This window comes from Nocardiopsis oceani, assembly GCF_054777395.1.
This window is the reverse complement of the sequence record NZ_BAAHAR010000022.1, coordinates 1-19,526: the sequence shown is the minus strand read 5'-3', so window position 1 is coordinate 19,526 and position 19,526 is coordinate 1. Positions and strand designations below refer to the sequence as shown.

The following is a 19,526-nucleotide window of genomic DNA, read 5'->3' as shown; positions in this document are numbered from 1 at the left end:
GGGTGGCGGAGCCCTGAACCGGTGATTGTGGCCCGGGGCACACTGTCCGGTTAGGGTGCGTATCAACCATCCTGGCAGGAACACCCCTCCGAAGGACCCGCGGTCATGATCAAGGTGCTACTCGTCGAGGACGACGTCCGGCTCGCCGACGCCCTCGCCGGTGCGCTCGAGGCGCACGGCTACGAGGTGGAGCAGGCACGGACCGCGGAGGGCGCGCTGGCCGCGTCCCCCGCGGACGTGGTCCTGCTCGACCTCGGGCTCCCCGACATGGACGGCATAGAACTGTGCCGCCAGCTGCGGGAGCGCCAGGACTTCGGTGACACCGCGGTCATCATGGTCACCGCCCGGGGGCAGCAGCGGGAGAGGATCCTCGGCCTGCGCTCCGGCGCCGACGACTACGTCGTGAAGCCCCTGGCCATCGAGGAGCTGTGCGCCCGGATGGAGGCGGTCCTGCGGCGCACCCGCAAGCGGGTCGACACCGTTCTGGAGGCCGGTCCGCTGCGCGTCGACCTCACCACCCGCTCCGTACTGTGCTCCGGCCAGCCCGTCGAGCTCACCCGCAAGGAGTTCGACCTGCTCGTGGCCCTGGTCCGTGAGGCGGGCGCCGTGGTCTCCCGGGAGCACCTCCTGCTCCGTGTCTGGCAGACCGCCTGGCCCGGGACCCTGCGCACGCTGGAGGTGCACATCGGCACCCTGCGGTCCAAGCTGGGTGCGCCGGGGCTCATCCAGACCGTGCGGGGAGTCGGCTACCGGCTGGTGGTCGCGGAGTACACCTCCGCCCCGGTCTCCCGGGCGTGAGTACACGCGGCCTCCAGGGCGCGGAGCTGTCGGCGGCTGAGGGGGTCCGGCGATGCACAGACGCGTGGTGACGGTCTATGTCACCCTCCTCGTCGTCGCCTGCCTGGCGCTCGCCCTCCCCCTGTGTTCGAGCATTGCCGCGCGGGGCACCTCCGACATGCTCCTCGACCGGATCAACGACACCGCCCGCTTCGCCGGGCTGGCCGAACCCAGCGTGCTGACCGGCACCGAAGGCACCCTCTCCGGTGAACTCGCCGCCTACGACGAGGTGTACGGGATCGCGGCCGTCATCGTGGACCGCGAGGGCGAGGTGGTCGCCTCGTCCCGCCCGGGACTGACACTCGCCGACCTGGACCCCTCCGGCTGGCCGGACGGCGACGAAACAGTCCCGGGGCCGGTGCGCACGGCCCTGGCGGGTAACCGGATGGGCGCGGACACCGTGGTCTGGCCCTGGGAGGAAGGCCCGCTCATCGTCGCCGAACCGATCGGCCGCTCGGGCGAGGTGGTCGGTGCGGCCGTCACCGCCTCACCCACCGAGGCGCTGCGACGGGCCACCCTCGTCCAGTGGGGTGTGGCCTGGCTGGTGGTGACCGCCCTGATGGTGGTGGGTATCGCCGCGGCCCGTCCGCTCACCCGGTGGATCCTGCGGCCCATCGACGACCTCGACGAGGCCACCCGCGCGGTGAGCGGCGGGAGCCTGGACACCCGGGTGCGTACTGCAGCCGGCCCGGAGGAGCTGCGTCGGCTGGGGGAGTCCTTCAACCAGATGGCCGACACGATCACGTCCATGATGGAGAGCCAGCGCACCTTCGTGGCCTACGCGGGGCACCAGGTGCGCAACCCCCTGGCCGCGCTTCGGCTGCGGGTGGGCAGCCTCTCCCGGCACCTGGGCCCCGAGGGGGAGCAGGAACACCGCTTGGCCCTGGACGAGGTGGACCGGCTCACCCGGATCTGCGACAGCCTGCTCACCTTGGCCCGGACCGAGGATTCGGAGCACTCGACGGTGCTGGAGGACGCCAGGGAGGTCGCGGAGGAGCGGGTGGCGGCGTGGGGGCCCATCGCCGAACGCGCCCGCGCGGTGCTGGAGTGCGAAGGGGCCGAGACGGTGCCGGTCCGCTGTGTGGAGGGCACCCTCGACCAGGCCGTGGACGCCCTCGTGGACAACGCGCTCAAGTTCGGCGGGGAGGGAGTCCGGGTCGTCGTCCGGGTGGGTGAGCCGGTTCTGGGAAAGGACGGTACCGGCCACGTGGACGTGCACGTGGTGGACGACGGCCCCGGGCTCTCGGGGGCCCAGCTGAAGCAGGCCACCCGGCCCTTCTGGCGGGACGGCGGCGGTGACGGCTCCGGCCTCGGGCTGTCCATCGTGGTCACCCTGCTGGAACTCCAAGGGGCGAGCCTGTCCTTGCAGCCCGTGGAACCGAGCGGTACCGACGCCCGGATCCGGCTCCGGGTCTGAGTATGACCAGATGCACTCAGTGCGTCGTTGCACTGAGTGCACAAGGGTCCCTAGTCTGATGTCCATGGCAGACCAGGGGCGCCCACCCGCGAAGGACCGGCGCGAGGCACTCAAGGCCCGGCACCGGCGTGCCATCATCGATGCCGCCTCGGCGCTGATGACCGAGATCGGCGGCACCGACTTCACCGTCGACCAGCTCGCCGCGCGGGCCGACGTCTCCCGGCGCACCGTCTTCAACCACTTCAAGACGGTGGACGACATCACCCTCGAGGTGTTCCGCGAGATGCTCGGCGTCGTCCTCGACCAGGTCGACGCCAACCTCGCAGCGACCGGCGGCGACACCTCGATGTTCGAGCGGGTCGCCGCCGCCCTGTGCACCACCGACCTGGTCACCCCGGTCCTCGAGCTCACCCGCATCTTCCAGACCGAGGACTGCGGACCTGCCCGGATCCTCGACGCCGGTGACCGGACGCTCAGCCCGCACCAGGCCGTGCTCTTCGAGCGCGCCGTCAGCGATCTGGGTACCCGGATCGCCGTCACCACCCTGCGCCACCACCCCTCGGCCGACCCCCTCGAGGTCGAGCTGATGTGTGCCGCCCTCGTGGGCGGGGCCCTGTCCGTGTTCCGCCATTGGGCCCTGGCCACCGGAGGGGCCGACACCGCCGAGTCCCGCCGAGTCTGGGACGCGTTGCTCGGCCGCATGATCGACGTCTACCGAGACGGCTTCGGTGCCCTGCCCTCCGGTGCGGGAACCGGCGCGGACGCCGACAGCGGTGCCCACGGCGGCCCCTCCTGAGCACCTCCGCTCACCCACACACCCACTCCTCACCTCTCCAGCGGAAGAACCATGGCTGAACTTCTCTACAGACTCGGGCGTGCCTCAGCACGGCGCGCTCGCACCGTCATCGCGATCTGGCTGGCCCTGCTGGTGGCGGCAGGCGGAGCCTTCTTCCTCTTCTCAGGAGAGCTGGAGGACGGCTTCTCCATCCCCGGTACCCCCACCGACGAGGTGAACCAGCGCCTCAGCGCCGAGTTCGACGGTATGGGCGGCGGTGCGGGCACCATCGTCTTCCAGAGCGAGGACGACACCGCCTTTTCCGACGAACAGCAGGAGGCCATCGGCGCACTTGCCGAACGGGCCGCTGAGGTCGACGGGGTCGAGGACGCCGTCGACCCCTTCGCCACCGAGGATGAACGCGCCGAAGAGGTCGAACTCCTCGAGGACGGACGCTCGGAGATCGACGCCGCCCGTGCCGAGATCGAGGACGGCCAGGACGAGCTCGACGAGGGCCGCGAGCAGGCAGAGGCCGCCGGGATGCTCGACGAGCTCGAGGAGGGGCTCGACGCCCAGCAGGCCGGCATCGACCAGGGCCTGGAGACCCTGGAAACCGAGGAGGAACAGCTCGAACAGGGCGAGGCCATGCTGGAAATGGCCTCTGGGATCGGCACCCTGTCCGAGGACTCGACGACGGCCCTGGTGATGGTCTCCTTCACCGAAGCCCAGGAAGAGATCTCCCAGGAGACCCGCGACGCCGTCATCTCCGTCTTCGAGGACGACCCGGTGCCCGGCACCACGGTCGACTTCGCCGACGACATCGCCATGGAGCTCCCCAGCCTGGTCAGCAAGGCCGAGGTGATCGGCGTGGTCGTCGCCGGCATCGTCCTGCTGGTCATGCTCGGTACCCTCATCGGCGCGGGGCTGCCGATCCTCACCGCCCTCATCGGCGTGGGCATCGCCACCCTGATCACCATGTCCCTGTCCGGTGTCCTCGCGATCGCCGACATCACGCCGATCCTGGGCCTCATGCTCGGTCTGGCCGTGGGTATCGACTACGCCCTGTTCATCGTCAACCGCCACCGCCGCCAGCTCAAGGAGGGGATCGACCTCTCCGAGTCCACCGGCCTGGCCAACGGGACGGCCGGAAACGCCGTGGTGTTCGCGGGTGCCACCGTGCTCATCGCCCTGCTCGGCCTGAACCTGACGGGGATCGGGTTCCTCGGCCTCATGGGCAGCGTCGGGGCGATCGCCATCGCCATCGCCGTGCTCATCGCGGTGACCCTCATCCCTGCACTGCTGGGGCTCGTGGGCATGCGCATCCTGTCCAAGCGCGAACGCGCACGGCTGGACGGTGCCTCATCGAACGGGGCCTCCGCCAACGGTCAGTCGCCCGCCCACCGGGTCGAGGCCAAGCCGATGACCAACGTCCGGGCGCTCGGCCGGGCCGCCATCGCCGTCATCGTCCTCGGTGTGATCGCCCTGCCCGCCCTCGACCTGCGCCAGGGCCTGCCGGACGGTTCCGCGCAGCCGGTCGAATCCACCCAGTACGGCGCCTACGCCGCCATCGAGGACTCCTTCGGTACCGGCCAGAACGGCCCGCTCCTGGTCACCGCCGACCTGCCCGGCGGCCCCAACGAGGAGGAGGCCGAGGCCAACGCCGAGCAGTACCAATACGAGGTGGCTGACGCGGTGTACGCCGTCGAGGGCGTCGACGCGGTGGCGCCCATCGGGGTCTCCGACGACCAGGACCTGGCCATCTTCCAGGTCAAGCCGGAGGGCGGGCCCGCAAGCGAGTCCACTGAGGAACTCGTGCACACCTTGCGTGACATGGAGCCGATCCAGGGAGAGCCGCCGCTCGGCGTCGCCGGTATGGCCAGCGGCAACATCGACATCTCCGAGAAGATCGCCGATGCCCTGCCGGTCTACCTGACGGTGGTCGTCGGCCTGTCCCTGGTGATCCTGCTGCTGGTGTTCCGGTCGATCTTCGTTCCGGTGGTGGCCACGCTCGGGTTCATCCTGTCCTACTTCGCCGCTCTGGGCGGTGTGGTCGCCGTCTACCAGTGGGGCTGGTTCGGCGGTCTCCTCGGTCTGGGGAACCCGGGGCCGGTGCTGAGCTTCCTGCCCACGATCATGGTGGGCATCCTCTTCGGCCTGGCCATGGACTACATGCTCTTCATCGGTACCGGCATGCGCGAGGCCTACGTGAACGGTGCCCCGGCCCGGCTCGCCGTGGCCAAGGGCTTCCGGGCAGGCCGGTCGGTGGTCACCGCGGCCGCGATCATCATGATCTCGGTGTTCGGCGGGTTCATCTTCTCCGACATGACGATGATCAGCTCGGTCGGCTTCGGGCTCGCGTTCGGTGTCCTCCTCGACGCGTTCGTGGTCCGCATGCTGCTCATCCCCGCGGTGATGCACTTGGTGGGCGACGCCGCCTGGTGGCTGCCCAAGTGGCTGGACCGGATCCTGCCCGACATCGACGTCGAGGGCTCGGCGCTGGAGCGCGCCCGGGTCGGGGCAGCCGCTCACGGGGAGGAGCCCGGTACCGACGCGCCGCAGGAGCCCGTTTCGGAGCCCTACCCCGCCTCCGGTCGGCACTGACCGGAGTGCCAGCTGGCTGTGCCCGGCCCGGCTGTGTCCGGTCCGGCCGGGCACAGCCGGGCCGGGCCCCTAGACGGTCGTCGACTCGTCGTGGGCGAACTTGACCGACTGGTAGTAGGCGGCTGCGCCCGGGTGGAGGGGGACCGGCAGGGTCGCGATCGCCGAACGCGGGTGCAGGTGCAGGGCGACGGGGTGGACGTCGACCATGTCGGCCTGCGACTCGAAGAGGAGCCGCGTGAAATCCTCCGCGGTGTCCGCGGGCATCCGGTCGTTGACCACCAGCAGGCTCGGAACACCGATCGTGCGCACGGCCGGCACGTCCTCGTAGGTCCCCGTCGGGACCGGGAGCTCCGAGAAGTACTCCCCGTGCTCCTCCACCAGGTCGGGGACGTGCTCGGCGAGATCGAGCAGCCGGATGGGGACCCGCTCGGCGAGGTCGCCGACTGCCTGTGTGGGGATGCCCCCGGACCAGAAGAACGCGTCGATGCGCCCCTCCTCCAGGGCGGTCGCCGAGGCGCCGATGGACAGCCGCAGTCGCGCCACCCCCTCGTCCGCGCCCCCGGCGTCCACTTCCTCCGAGACGTCCTGGAGATCGGCGAGCTCCAAGAGGCGTTCGGCCATCATCTCAGTACCGGAATCGACCGCCCCCACCGAGACCGTGCCCCCGGCCAGGTCCGAGATCTCCTCGTACGGGGAGTCCGCGCGCACCACCACGTGTGTGTGGTTGTCGTAGAGGCGCGCGACGGCCGAGATCGGGAGGGGTTCGGCGAAGGGACTCTCGCCGTCGACGGCCAGGGCGGCGACGTCCGCGAGGGTGAAGGCCGCGTCCAGCGACCCGGCGGCGACCAGGTTGTTGTTCTCCACACTGGCGGCGGTGGTCAGGGCGGTGATCTGGGTGTCCCGGTCCGCGCGGGCCACCTGGGCCAGACCCGTTCCGTAGACGTGGTAGACGCCGCCCGCACCTCCCGTGCCGATCGAGAGACGGAGGGGGTCCGTGCGTGGAGGGTGCGACCAGGAGAGCAGTGAGGCGGCGAGGAGACCGACGACCAGGGCTCGGGTGATCGCCCACCAGCGGTGAGTGGGAGACCGCGCCATGGTCGAACACTATCAACAGGGCCGGAACCTCAGGGGAGGCTCAAATCCCGCCCAAGGGGCTACAGGTTTCACCGTGATGACGGTTACATTTCCGGTGCAGGCAGTGGTACGCGCCACACTCGCGTCCGGAGGGCGGACGACCCGGGAGCACGCACCCCTGTTTCTCACATCCCCTGACCCCGAAGAGTTCCGAGAGGACACCACGACCATGAGACGCTCACTGCTGTCCCTGGCCGCCATCCCCGCCGGCATGGTGATGCTGGCCGCGTGCTCCCAACCCGCCGATGACGCGGCCGACGACACCGGCCTCGGGGGCGGTGAGCTCGAGGCCAACCTCAGCATCGTCACCGGCGGGACCACCGGTGTGTACTACCCGATCGGCGGTGCCCTGCGCGGCATCATCGGCGACAACCTCGAAGGCCAGGAGGCCTCGGTCGAGGCCACCGGCGCCTCGGTGGAGAACATCCGCCTGCTCGACTCCGGCGACAGCCACCTGGCCATCGTCCAGGGCGACGCCGCCGACCAGGCCGCCACCGGCACCGGAGACTTCGAGGGCGACGAGATCGACACCTACTCGCTCGCGGTCCTCTACCCCAACGTCTTCCACGCCGTCACCCTCCAGGACATCGCCGAGTCCCAGGGCTTCGAGTGCTTCTCCGACGTCGAGGGCACCCGCTACTCCGTCGGCGACATCGGCAGCGGCAACGAGGCCACCACCGTCCAGGTCTTCGATTCGCTGGAGATCGCCTCCAGCGACGTCGAGCTCCAGCAGCTCGGATACGCGGAGACCGCCAACGCCCTGACCAACAACCAGCTCGACGCCGGTTCCTGGGTCGTCGGCGAAGGCCACTCCGGTATCAACGAGCTCGGCGCCACCGAGGACATCGCGCTCATCGAGATGTGCGAGGACGAGATCGACGCCGTGGTCAGCGGCTACGGCGGCTACACCGAGCACGTCGTCGAGGGCGGCACCTACGACGGTGTCGACGAGGACGTCTCGACCATCGCCGTCTGGAACGCCCTGGTCGTCACCGGCGACTTCAACGAGGACCAGGCCTACGAGATCACCGAGGCCATGTACGAGAACATCGACGAGGTCATCGGCGTGTACGCACCGGGTGAGGAGCACCTGGTCCCGGAGACCATCGAGCACAGCCCGGTCCCGGTCCACCCGGGCGCCGTCCGCTACTACGAGGAGCAGGGCGTCGACATCCCGGACGACCTGCTGCCGGAAACCGACGAGGAGTAGGGCGCACACTGATGGGCCCGACCAGGGCGGGTGAAACCGCGGGCGCCGGGGAAAGGCGCCCGCGGATCGCCGTGGTCCGGTGGGCCGGGGCTTTCGCCGCCGCCTTGGCCGTCGGGGTCCTACTACCGCTGTGGCCTGCCCTGCGCCTGACCGCGGACGACGACCGCCTGGGCCACCTGCCCCTCGCCTCGGACGAACAGTTCACCATCGCGTACGTGCACTCCATCGACCGCCTGCCGATCGAGGAGAACATCGAGGTCCGCGAAGGCGGGTTGGTCGTCGACTCCACCCGGCTGCGCCAGTTCGGCGCGGGTATGGGCCACGTCCCCGGCGAGGGGACCGGTCGTGCCGACGGTGAGTGGTGGGTCATCGAAGACATGAACCGCGACATCGGACCGGAGGTCGCGCTCCGCGTGGGCGCGCCCTCCGTCGACCACCGTGTACGCACACCCGACGCCGAGGTACGGCTCTCCCCGTGCCTCGCTTCCCGCCGGGTGGTCGTCGAACCCGTCCGGATCACCACCCTCCACCTGCTGTTCGAGCGCACCCCGCAGCCCTGCGCCGAGTGACCCCCGCCCGCACCACCCTCCGCCGAGCGGTCCCCGTGCTACACGCACCGCCCGGCCCCGCCGACCGAAACAAGGAAGAACATGGCTGAGAGCCCACAGGCGCGGGGCGACTCGTCCCCGCCGCCGGAGGAACAAGCGGGGACCGCCCAGGACACTCCGCCCACCGAACACGACACCGCTGTCGAGGGCCGCGGGCACGAGACCACCGACGAGGAAGGTCCTGGCTTCGGCCGGCCCGAGGACCGCAGGACCGGTACCTCCGCCGACGCGCTGCCGGACGTCGACGGTCTCGACGCGGACGCCCCGCCGTTCTGGCGCCGCCTCGCCGCGGAGCGCTGGGGTGAGGGCCGGATCAGCCTGATCATGGGCGGGGTCGTCCTCGCCCTGGGCGTGGCCCTGACCGCCTTCCAGCTGTACGTTGCCCTCCGAGCCGGCCTCGACGCCCGCCAGCAGCGGCTCATGCACCTCATGTTCGTGATGGTGCTGGTCTTCATGGTCATGCCCGCCCTCAAGGGCCGGGCCGGGAAGTCGGTCCCCGCCGCCGTCCTGGACCTGGCACTGATCTCCGCCGTCGTGGTGGTCAGCTTCTACCCGATCGTCTTCCAGGAAGATCTGGCCCGACGCGCGGGCGGTTACACCGATCTCGACGTGATCATGGGCATCGTCGCGATCGTCGTGCTGTTGGAAGCCACCAGGCGCGCCGTCGGCATGATCATGGTCATCCTGGTGGCCTCGTTCCTGTTCTACGCCTGGATCGGCCCGCTCATCCCCGGCCAGTTCAGCCACTCGGGCGCCACCGTCCAGCGCATCGCCACCCACAGCTACCTGGGCAACGACGGCATCTACGGGCTCACCCTCGGGGTCGTCGTCACCTTCGTGTTCGTGTTCATCCTGTTCGGCGCGCTGCTGACCAAGACCGGCGGCGGCAACTTCTTCGTCGGCCTGGCCTACGTCCTCACCGGCCGCATGGTCGGCGGACCCGCCAAGGGCGCGGTGGTGGGCAGCGCCCTTATGGGCTCGGTCTCCGGCAGCGCCATCGCCAACGTGGTCACCACCGGCCCGTTCACGATCTCGCTGATGAAGAAGGTCGGTTACAAGAAGCACGACGCGGCCGGTGTCGAGGCCGCGGCCTCCACCGGCGGGCAGGTCCTGCCGCCCATCATGGGCGCGGGCGCGTTCCTCATGGCCGAGCGCCTGGGCATCCCGTACGCGGACATCGTCAAGGTCGCGATCATCCCGGCACTCATGTACTTCGCCCTCATGTTCCTGTTCGTGGACATCCTGGCCCGCAAGCACAACATCGGCGGGATGGCCCGGGAGGACGTGCCCACCCTGGCCATCGTGATGCGCGCGGGCTGGCACTTCCTCGCCCCGCTGGTCCTGCTCATCACGCTGCTGATCAACTACGTGCCGCCGACCCAGGCCGGGCTCGCCGCCTGCGGCGCCCTGCTGGTCGTCGCCATGCTGCGGGCCAGCAGCCGGCTGAGTCTCCGGGACTTCCTGGAGGTGTGCGTCATGGCCGCCCGCAGCACCCTGCCGGTGTCCGTCGCGTGCGCCGTCGCCGGCATCATCGTCGGCATGGTCGGCCTCACCGGCCTGGGCCTGGTCTTCTCCGACGTGCTGGTGAGCGCGTTCGCGGGCAACCTGTTCATGACCCTGCTGATGGTCGCGCTGGCCTCCCTGATCCTGGGCATCGGCCTGCCGGTGACCGCTTCCTACGTGGTGCTGGTCATCCTGGCCGGTCCGGCGCTGGAGCAGCTGGGACTGGCGCTCATCGTCGCGCACATGATCGTGTACTGGCTCAGCCAGGACTCCAACGTCACACCCCCGGTGGCCTTCGCGGCCTTCGCGGCGGCCGGGATCGCCAACTCCAAACCGATGCGCTCCGGTGTTTCGTCGTGGAAGTTCGCCAAGGGCCTGTACCTGATCCCGCTCCTGATGGCCTACTCGGCGCTGATGGAGGTGGACGGTCCGGTCTTGGACCTGGTCATGTCGATCGTCACGGGAAGTATCGCGCTCGCGGCCGGAGCGATGGCGATCGAGGGCTACTTCCTGCGCCGCACGATGCTCGGGGAGCGGATCGCCCTGGGACTCTCCGCCGCACTGGTCCTGATCGCCCCCGAGTGGAGCGGCTGGACCGCGTCGCTGCTGTCCGTCCAGGTGGACCCGCAGTGGTTCATCCTGACCGGAACCGTCACGTGCGTCGTCCTGATCACCCTCCAGGTGATCAACCACCGCAGGGACAAGGCCCGCGGCCTGGTCGCCCCCGTCGGCCAGGAGCAGCCGGAACCGGTCAAGAGCTAGCGCTCGCCGGCCGCCGCCGACCACCGGGCTCCGGGCCCGCCGCACCCCAGCGGGGCGGCGGGCCCTCCGCGTTCGGCGGTGTACGGGGCGGGCCGGCCGTGTACAGGAACCGGGGCCCGCCCCGATGGCCTAACCTCGCTGGCATGTGGCGATTCGGATGGAACCCGCGACGCGTGCTGCGCGGCACCGACTTGGAAGCGGAACTGCTCTCGGCCTCCTTCGGGACCGACCCCCTGGCGCGTGCCGGATGCGAGGCGGTACGCGAGGGCGACCTCGGGGCGGGCGCGAACCTGCTCGCCGAGGCCGGGGAGGACCCGGAGGTCCGCGCCTACCTGGCGGAGGCCCTGGGCCGTGCCGCCGCCGATCGCCCCGACGATGTCGCCGGTCTGGTGGAGGAGGGGGCCGACCCCGCCGACACGCTGCTGTGGCTGGGCCACGCCCTGCTCGCCCGAGCCAAGTCCCTGCCGTCCGGGGGAGCCGAGGGCGCGCAGGCCGACCGGAAGGCCTCCGAGGCCGCCCTCCACGAGACCCGGGTACCGCTGGAGGAAGCGGCCCGCCTGAACCCTGAGGACGCCGTTCCCTGGGCGGCCCTGCAGACGGTCGCGATGGGTCTCGGGGACCGCGAGGAGCGCGACCGCACCTGGTCCGAGGCGACCGCGCGGGCACCCCACCTGTTCCCCGCGCACATGACGCGGGTGCGATCGCTGGCCCCGAGCCGCGGCGGTTCGGCCGAGGAGATGTTCGCCGCTGCGGGGGCCGCTGCCGACACCGCGCCCGAGGGCAGCCCGCTACCCGCGGTCCTCGCCCTGGCGCACGCCGAGCACCTGCGCGGAGAGCAGGGCAGGCTCGTGCGGGAGGGCAACAGTCCCTACATGGCGGCCTTGAGCTTGGGGCGCCTGCACGGTGACGCGGTCCGCGAGCTGTTCGAACTCGCGCAGCGGTGGACCGCGTCGGCCGTGCCGCACGTGCGCGACGTCCAAGCGCACCACCTGCTCGGCTGGGCCTTCTACCGGTCCGGGGAGAAGGTCCTGGCCCGGTGGCACCTGGGACTGGTCGGGCGCTACGTGTGCGACGTCCCATGGTCCTTCTTCGGATCGGCGCGCACCGAAGCGGCCCTGGCCATGGCCGAACTGGGAGTCGACCCGCGGGAGTCGCCCGGGGAAGGGGACCGGGTCACCGACGGCACCTGAGCTCCGCCGGGGCCGCGACTGAGTAGTAACACTCATGACGGCGGGGGAGTGCACCGCGCAGAATCGGGTGTATGAGCTACCCGCCCCCCAGGCCCCCCGCGCACGGCCACCAGCTGTCAGGGTCCCCGCGCCCCGGCCCCGTTCCGAGCGCCGTGCCGGCCTTTCACGGTTCTGTGGACCGTTCCGGCATCGTCCGGCGCGCCATCGGCGCCTCCGTCGTCACCGTGTGCGCCGCCCAGTTCTTCTCGTGGCTGTCCTCCCTCATGTTCGTCTCCTTCGCAGACGACTTCCTCAAGGAGATGGTCTTCTACCTGCTACCGTTCCCGCTCACCCCGCTTCTGTTCGGGCTGTTCGCCCGCCTGTTCCGGGTGCCGTCGGCCCGGGGCGCCACCTGGCTCGGATCGCTCTTCTACATCCTGGTCGTGGTGTTGTTCCTGCTAGGGGTCTATTTCTCGGCGTTCACGGTCCTCCTGCCGCTGTCCAACCTCGGGTCCGTACGGATGCTCGGTGATGTGCTGTACTCCCTCGGCACGTTGCTCCCCAACCTGCTGATCACCCTGGTCGCCTTCGTGCCCGCCGCACTGGCGGTCGGGGTCTCGTCCTCGAAGAGATCTGTGTGAGCCCCGACCCAGGGCACGCCGTCGGCCCCGGTCGGCCCCAACGGTCCGGTCGCCCCTGAGAACGGGTCGGGGAACTTTGCCGGGGTGAAAAGCACTGGTCCACCGGGGAGCCGGTCGGACACAATGCACGGGTGCTACTGACGATCACCACCACAGCGAAGCCGGCGACGGACCTCGGATACCTGCTGCACAAGCACCCCGACAAGGCACAGAGCTTCGAGCAGTCTTTCGGTACGGCCCACGTGTTCTACCCCGAGGCCACCGACGAACGCTGCACCGCGGCCCTCCTGCTGGAAGTGGACCCGCAGGCCCTGCTGCGCTCGCACACGTCGGTGAGCACACCCGACTTCGCCCTGGCCCAGTACGTCAACGACCGGCCCTACGCCTCATCCTCGCTGTTCACGGTGGCTCTGGGCAGGGTCCTGCGGACCGCGATCCGGGGTGTGAGCGAGAGCCGCCCCGAGCTCGCCCGCACCGCCATCCCACTGGCCCTTCACCTGCCGGCGGTGCCCTGCCACCCGGGCCCGGAGCGCGCCCGGGCGCTCTTCGAACCGCTGGGCTGGGACGTCCAGGCAGAACCCGTCACGCTCGACCCCGGCCTGCCGGGTTGGGGCGACTCGCACTACCTGTCGCTCACCCTCACCGGCACCCTGCGGCTCTCCGAGGCACTCAGCCACCTCTACGTGCTGCTGCCCGCACTGGAAGGCGGCCAGAAGCACTACTGGGTGGACTCCACGGAGATCGACAAGCTGCTGCGCGCGGGCGGCGCCCCGGTCGACGGGGTGGAGAACGGGGACGGCGAGGGCGCGGGCTGGCTGGCCGGGCACCCGGAGCGCGGCTGGATCACCCGCCGCTACCTCGCCCGCCGGGAGCGCTACGTGCGCACCGCCCTGTCCCGGCTCGCCGAGTCCGAGGGCCGGGGGAGCGACGAGGACTCCGAGAACGGTACGGCGCGGGTCCCGCGCGACCCGGCGATCGAGGAACGCGAGCCCAGCCTCGCCGAGCAGCGTGTGGGCGCGGTGCTGGCGGTGCTCAACTCCGAGCGGGCCGGCAGCGTCATCGACCTCGGATGTGGCGGCGGCAAACTCCTGGAACGCCTGGTCAAGGACCGGGGGCTGGACCGGATCACCGGGCTGGACGTACACCTGGGCAGCCTGGAGGCCGCGCACCGCAAGCTGTGCAGGGGCTGCCACCCGAACGGGGGCAGAGGACACCGGCCCCTGTTCGCCGACACCCGCGGCGGCGAGGCGAAGGCGCACCGGGACCACCCCGAGCTGCTGCTCGGCTCCGTCGTCTACCGGGACCGGCGCTTCCACGGCCACGACGCGGCCGTCCTCATGGAGGTCGTCGAGCACCTCGACCCCTCCCGGCTGCCCGCGATGGAGAACGTCGTCTTCGGTGACGCGGCCCCCCGCGTCGTCGTGGTCACCACACCCAACATCGAATACAACCGCCACTACGAAGGGCTGGACGAGGGCGCCTTCCGCCACGCCGACCACCGGTTCGAGTGGACCCGGGCCCAGTTCACCGCCTGGGCCGAGCGGGTGGCCGACGCACACGGCTACAGCGTCCGCTACCTGCCGGTCGGCCCGGACAACCCCGAGACCGGCGCCCCGACCCAGATGGGAGTGTTCACCAAGTGAGCGAGTCGAATATCGAGACCGCCCGTGAGCCCCGTGTACTCAGCGTGCCCCGGATGGGGCTCGTTCTGCTGGTCGGGGTCTCGGGCTCGGGCAAGTCCACCTTCGCCGCCCGGCACTTCGCACCGACCCAGGTGATCGGCTCCGACCTCTGCCGGGGCATGGTCAGCGACGACGAGAACGACCAGAGCGCCACCTCCGACGCTTTCGCCCTGCTGGGCACCGTCGTGGACATCCGGCTGAGGCGCGGACTGCTCACCGTCGTGGACGCCACCAACGTCCAGCGCAAGGCGCGCGAACAGCTGATCCGCATCGCCAAAGACAACAACGTCCTCACCACCGCGATCGTGCTCGACGTCCCCGAGGCGGTGGCCCGGGAGCACAACCGGTCCCGCCCCGACCGGAACTTCGTCGACCACGTCATCCGCCGCCAGCGCCGCGACCTCAAGGACGGGCTCAAGCGCCTCGACCGCGAAGGCGTGCGCAAGGTGCACGTCCTGCGCGGCCAGGAGGAGATCGACCGGGCCGACATCCGGCTGGAACGCCCTTGGCCGGACCGGACCGAGCTCACCGGTCCCTTCGACATTGTCGGCGACGTCCACGGCTGCCGCTCCGAGCTGGAGTCCCTGCTCGGTGAACTCGGCTACGACCTCCGGCGCGACGACCAGGGCCGTCCGGTCGGCGCACGGCACCCCGAGGGGCGCACGGCGGTGTTCGTCGGTGACCTCGTGGACCGCGGGCCCGACAGCCCCGGCGTACTGCGCCTGGTCATGGGCATGGTCGCCGACGGCGACGCCCTCTGCGTGCCCGGCAACCACGAGAACAAGCTCGTCCGCGTCCTGAAGGGGGCCAAGCCGCGCCTGACCCACGGCCTGGCCGAGACCATGGAGCAGTTGGGCCAGGAGACCGAGGAGTTCCGCAAGGAGGTGCTCGCCTTCTGCGACGGCCTCGTCAGCCACCTGATGCTGGACGGAGGCAAACTCGTCGTCGCGCACGCAGGACTGAAGGAGGAGTACCACGGCCGTGCCTCCGGGCGCGTGCGCTCCTTCGCCCTGTACGGCGAGACCACCGGAGAGACCGACGAGTTCGGGCTCCCCGTCCGCCTCCCCTGGGCGCGCGACTACCGGGGCAAGGCCATGGTGGTCTACGGCCACGTGCCCACCAACAAGGCCGAGTGGCTCAACCGGACCATCTGCCTGGACACCGGCTGCGTGTTCGGCGGCAGACTCACCGCGCTGCGCTACCCCGAGCGGGAGCTCGTGGACGTGGAAGCCGAGAACACGTGGTACGAGCCGGTCCGGCCGCTGGTGGAGAACCCGCCGGAACGGGCTGAACGGTCCGACCACGAGGCCATCGACATCAACGACGTCGGCGTGGGCGACTTCTCCCCGGGACTGTTCGTCGACACCGGCCACGGCACCGTGCGCACCGGTTCCGAGAGCACCATGGCCGCGCTCGAGGTCATGAGCCGGTTCTCCGTCGACCCGCGGTGGCTGGTGTACCTGCCGCCGACCATGGCGCCCGCGCCGACCGCCGCCGATCCGGGACTGCTGGAGCACCCCGACGAGGCCTTCGCGTCCTTCCGGGCCTCCGGCATCGGCCAGGTGATCTGCGAGGAGAAGCACATGGGGTCCCGAGCGGTCGCCGTGCTCTGCCGTGACGGGGCCGCGGCCCAACGGCGCTTCGTTCCCGGTGAGCTCGGCACCGTCTACACCCGCACGGGGCGCCCCTTCTTCAAGGACCCCGAGGTCCAGGCAGCGGTGGTCGGCCAGCTCCGGCAGGCGGTCACCGACGCCGGACTCTGGGACAAACTGGGCACGGACTGGGTGGCCCTGGACGGCGAGATGCTCCCCTGGTCGGCCAAGGCGCGCTCGCTCATCCGGGAGCAGTACGCGTCCGTGGGCGCCGCGGCCCGGGCCTCCCTGCCCGCCGCCGCCACCGCGCTGGCCGCGGCGGCCGAGCGGGGGGTCGAGGTCGGGGCACTGGCCGAGACCGTGGCGCGCCGCACCGACCAGATGGAGCGGTTCAGCGCGGTCTACCGCCGCTACTCCTGGGACACCGAGGGTGTGAACGGCCTCCGCTACGCGCCGTTCATGCTGCTGGCCTCTGAGGGCAAGGAGTACAGCGAGGCCGACCACCTCTGGCACATGAGCGTGGCTGAACAGCTCGCCGAAGCGGGCGGCATGGTGCATCTCACCCGCTACCGGGTCGTGGACACCACTGACACCGACGCCTGCGCCTCCGCGGCCGCGTGGTGGCGGGAGATGGTCGACCACGGCGGCGAGGGCATGGTGGTCAAGCCGCTCCTCGGGGCGCGGGCCAAGGGGCGCAAGGGCCTCGCCCAGCCGGGGCTGAAGGTCCGCGGACCGGAGTACCTGCGGATCATCTACGGGGCGGACTACACCGACCCGGAGCGGATGGCGGTGCTCAAGGACCGCAAACTCGGCCGCAAGACCGGCTTGGCCATGCGCGAGCACAAGCTCGGGTTGGCCGCCCTGGCCCGCCACGCGGCCGGCGAGCCGCTGTGGCGCGTCCACGAACCGGTCTTCGCGGTCCTGGCCCTGGAGACCGAACCGGTCGACCCCCGCCTGTGAGGGTGCGGGAACCGACTGGCGCTCGCCGACGCACCGGCAGCCCGGGGCTTGGAGAATCACACCAAGTCTCGGGCTGAGCCTTGTCGTGTGATCACAACAATCGGGCACCGGGTCGTCTACTTTTCACGTCGTCTCTTTCAATCGGACACCCCCGGCCGCAATGATGTGGCCGCACGAATACCCAGACGTACCCGGAGAAGACGGAGCAGGCGTGTCCCCTACACCCTCCAGACCCACATCCCCCACTCCGGCGGAACCAAGACCCGCCCGCAGGCGTTCGGCGGCCTCGGCCGCGGCGGTCGCGGCGGCGGCCCTGAGCGCAAGCCTCGTGGCGCCGGTGCCCACCCTGGCCGAGGACCACGGCACCGCCGGCGGCGCCGGTGAGCAGGTCGCGGAACCCGGTGTCGGCCATGGTTCGGTCGAGCCCGGCGAACTGCGGATCCACGACATCCAGGGGGCCACCCGGACCTCACCGCACGTGGGGGAGGAGGTCAGCGGCCTGCCCGGCGTGGTCACGGCGGTCAACGCCTTCGGCAGCGCCCAGGGGTTCTGGTTCCAGGACCCCGAGGGTGACGACGACCCTCGTACCAGCGAGGCGCTCTTCGTCTTCACCGGTTCCACCACCCCCGACGTCGAGGTGGGCGACGAGATCCTGGCCGCCGGCCGGGTCAGCGAATACCGGCCCGACGAGGGAACGCAGACCATCACCCAGCTCGACCAGGCCGAGTGGACCACCCTCAGCAGCGACAACGACCTGCCCGAGGCGGTCGTGCTGGAGGAAGACACCATCCCGGAGGCCTACGCCCCCGACCACGGCGGCGACATCACCGAGCTGGACCTCCAGCCGGAGCATTACGCCCTCGACTTCTGGGCGTCCCACGAGCACATGCTCGTCCGGGTGGAGGACGCCCCCGTCGTCGGTCCCACCGACGGTTTCGAGGCCCTGTGGGTGACCACTCGTCCGGACGAGAACCCCACGGCCAACGGCGGTACCCACTACAACGCCTACGACGACCCCAACAGCGGCCGGGTGAAGATCGAGTCGCTCCTGGACCGCGAGGTCCGCCCCTTCCCCGAGGCGAACGTCGGCGACACCGTCGCCGGGGTGACCGAGGGCCCGGTCTACTACAGCCAGTTCGGCGGATACGTCGTCCAGGCCACCACACTCGGCGAGCACGAGCCCGGGGGCTTGGAGCGCGTTCCGGCCCAGGAGACGGCACGGCACGAGGTGAGCGTCGCCACCTACAACGTCGAGAACCTCGGCGGCGAGGACGACCAGGCCGACTTCGACGCCCTCGCCGAGGGCTTCGTGTCCTACCTCGGCTCGCCCGACATCGTCGGCCTGGAGGAGATCCAGGACAACAGCAGCGAGACCGACGACGGCGTGGTCGACGCCGACGTGACCCTGGACCGCCTCGTCGAGGCCATCGCCGACGCGGGCGGCCCCGACTACGAGTGGCGCCAGATCAGCCCCGAGGACGGCCAGGACGGCGGCGTCCCCGGCGGCAACATCCGCAACGCGTTCCTCTTCAACCCTGACCGCACCCAGTTCGTGGACGTGGAGGGCGGCGACGCCACCACCGCCGTCGAGGTCACGGAAGGCGAGCGCGGCGCCGAGCTGTCCGTCTCCCCGGGGCGGATCGAACCCGAGGACGAGGCGTGGGATGAGAGCCGAAAGCCGCTGGTCGGCCACTTCCGGGCGCTCAACCGCGACCTGTACGTGGTCACCAACCACTTCAACGCCAAGGGCGGCGACGAGGCCCTGCACGGCGTCAACCAGCCGCCGGAACGGGTGACGGAAACCCAGCGCCACGCGCAGGCCGAGCTGGTCCGCGAGTTCTCCGACGACCTGCTCGCCGTGGACCCCGACGCCGACCTCGTGGTCATGGGCGACCTGAACGACTTCCAGTTCTCCAAGACCCTGGACATCCTCACCGGGGACGGTGCGCTCACCAACCCCATGGTGGACCTCCTGGACCCGGCCGAGGGCTACAACTACGTCTTCGACGGCAACTCCCAGGCGCTCGACCACATCCTGGTCAACAGCGCCCTGTCCGGACGGGTCGACTACGAGGTCGTGCGGATCAACTCCGAGTTCCACGACCAGGTGAGTGACCACGACCCGCAGGTCCTGCGGATCGACACCCGCCTCAGCACGTCCCCGGGACGCGACTGACACACGGAAGCGAGGGGACTGGGAGAACGGCGGGACTGGGAGAACGACGGGACTGGGAGAACGGCGGGACCGGCAGGCAAGCTCTTCCTGCCGGTCCCGAAGGCGACGCCGAGGGCCCCTAAGCTTCAAACAATGGTGTCGGGCGTGGGGTGTCTTCTTGGCTGGGCCCTTTTCTGCTAGACGGTCAATTTCTGTGGCTGGGCTTTCTCTGTTGGCTTAGGGTTCCCTCCTTTCCCGCCGCCCGATTGTGGCCGTCTCCGCTACGCGCGTCAAGGTCGTCGCCATCGAGCGCTTCGCGCATCAACGGCGCTCCACCTTGACCCGCTCCGCTCCGACGGCGGGTTGGCGGCTATCGGGAAAGTTGTGTCCTGAACGTGAACCAGAGGAGGAAGTAGGAACTCTCTGCGGAAGCGGTGCTGCACGCAAAGATGAAGGATCTGGCCCTTCGGAGCCGTCCTG

At 70.4% G+C, this 19,526-nt stretch carries 13 protein-coding genes; 12 read left to right on the top strand and 1 reads right to left on the bottom strand.

The window, feature by feature from the left end; all coding sequences use genetic code 11:
• Positions 1–105 precede the first annotated feature (105 nt).
• From ACYVDG_RS14460 to ACYVDG_RS14445, 4 genes are all read left to right on the top strand, one after another.
• Positions 106–798: a response regulator transcription factor gene (locus tag ACYVDG_RS14460; RefSeq protein WP_460751378.1), complete on the top strand. Its 693-nt coding sequence runs from the start codon at positions 106–108 to the stop codon at positions 796–798.
• Between the two features lie 52 nt (positions 799–850).
• A complete protein-coding gene (locus tag ACYVDG_RS14455) occupies positions 851–2,254 on the top strand; it encodes a sensor histidine kinase (protein WP_460751375.1) in 1,404 nt (467 codons plus the stop codon).
• A 64-nt stretch (positions 2,255–2,318) separates the two neighbouring features.
• Entirely contained in the window at positions 2,319–3,050 is a 732-nt protein-coding gene (locus ACYVDG_RS14450; RefSeq protein WP_460751371.1) for a TetR family transcriptional regulator, read from the top strand.
• 51 nt (positions 3,051–3,101) lie between these two features.
• A complete protein-coding gene (locus ACYVDG_RS14445; RefSeq protein WP_460751366.1) occupies positions 3,102–5,630 on the top strand; it encodes an MMPL family transporter in 2,529 nt (842 codons plus the stop codon).
• Between the two features lie 69 nt (positions 5,631–5,699).
• Here ACYVDG_RS14445 and ACYVDG_RS14440 read toward each other — a convergent pair whose 3' ends face one another.
• On the bottom strand, positions 5,700–6,725 hold the full coding sequence (locus ACYVDG_RS14440) for a TAXI family TRAP transporter solute-binding subunit (protein ID WP_460751363.1): 1,026 nt from the start codon (positions 6,723–6,725) through the stop codon (positions 5,700–5,702).
• Positions 6,726–6,933: 208 nt separating this feature from the next.
• On the opposite strand from ACYVDG_RS14440, the gene ACYVDG_RS14435 reads away from it, so the two are divergent.
• The 8 genes from ACYVDG_RS14435 to ACYVDG_RS14400 all read left to right on the top strand — a co-directional run bounded on the left by ACYVDG_RS14435 (position 6,934) and on the right by ACYVDG_RS14400 (position 19,067).
• Positions 6,934–7,974 carry a TAXI family TRAP transporter solute-binding subunit gene (locus tag ACYVDG_RS14435; RefSeq protein ID WP_460751360.1) on the top strand — a complete coding sequence of 347 codons (1,041 nt, stop codon included), beginning with the start codon at positions 6,934–6,936 and terminating at the stop codon, positions 7,972–7,974.
• An 11-nt stretch (positions 7,975–7,985) separates the two neighbouring features.
• Positions 7,986–8,543, top strand: a complete 558-nt coding sequence (locus ACYVDG_RS14430; RefSeq protein ID WP_460751357.1) for a DUF1850 domain-containing protein — start codon at positions 7,986–7,988, stop codon at positions 8,541–8,543.
• 81 nt (positions 8,544–8,624) lie between these two features.
• A complete protein-coding gene (locus tag ACYVDG_RS14425) occupies positions 8,625–10,847 on the top strand; it encodes a TRAP transporter permease (RefSeq protein ID WP_460751352.1) in 2,223 nt (740 codons plus the stop codon).
• Positions 10,848–10,990: 143 nt separating this feature from the next.
• The gene (locus ACYVDG_RS14420) at positions 10,991–12,037 is read left to right on the top strand and encodes a hypothetical protein (RefSeq protein ID WP_460751349.1); all 1,047 of its coding nucleotides are present in this window, start codon (positions 10,991–10,993) and stop codon (positions 12,035–12,037) included.
• 71 nt (positions 12,038–12,108) lie between these two features.
• Positions 12,109–12,657 carry a hypothetical protein gene (locus ACYVDG_RS14415; RefSeq protein ID WP_460751344.1) on the top strand — a complete coding sequence of 183 codons (549 nt, stop codon included), beginning with the start codon at positions 12,109–12,111 and terminating at the stop codon, positions 12,655–12,657.
• 131 nt (positions 12,658–12,788) lie between these two features.
• Positions 12,789–14,300: a 3' terminal RNA ribose 2'-O-methyltransferase Hen1 gene (locus ACYVDG_RS14410; protein ID WP_460751340.1), complete on the top strand. Its 1,512-nt coding sequence runs from the start codon at positions 12,789–12,791 to the stop codon at positions 14,298–14,300.
• 53 nt (positions 14,301–14,353) lie between these two features.
• Positions 14,354–16,891, top strand: coding sequence for a polynucleotide kinase-phosphatase (locus tag ACYVDG_RS14405; RefSeq protein WP_460751702.1), 2,538 nt, complete (start codon positions 14,354–14,356; stop codon positions 16,889–16,891).
• 211 nt (positions 16,892–17,102) lie between these two features.
• Positions 17,103–19,067: an endonuclease/exonuclease/phosphatase family protein gene (locus tag ACYVDG_RS14400; RefSeq protein WP_460751336.1), complete on the top strand. Its 1,965-nt coding sequence runs from the start codon at positions 17,103–17,105 to the stop codon at positions 19,065–19,067.
• Positions 19,068–19,526: the final 459 nt, after the last annotated feature.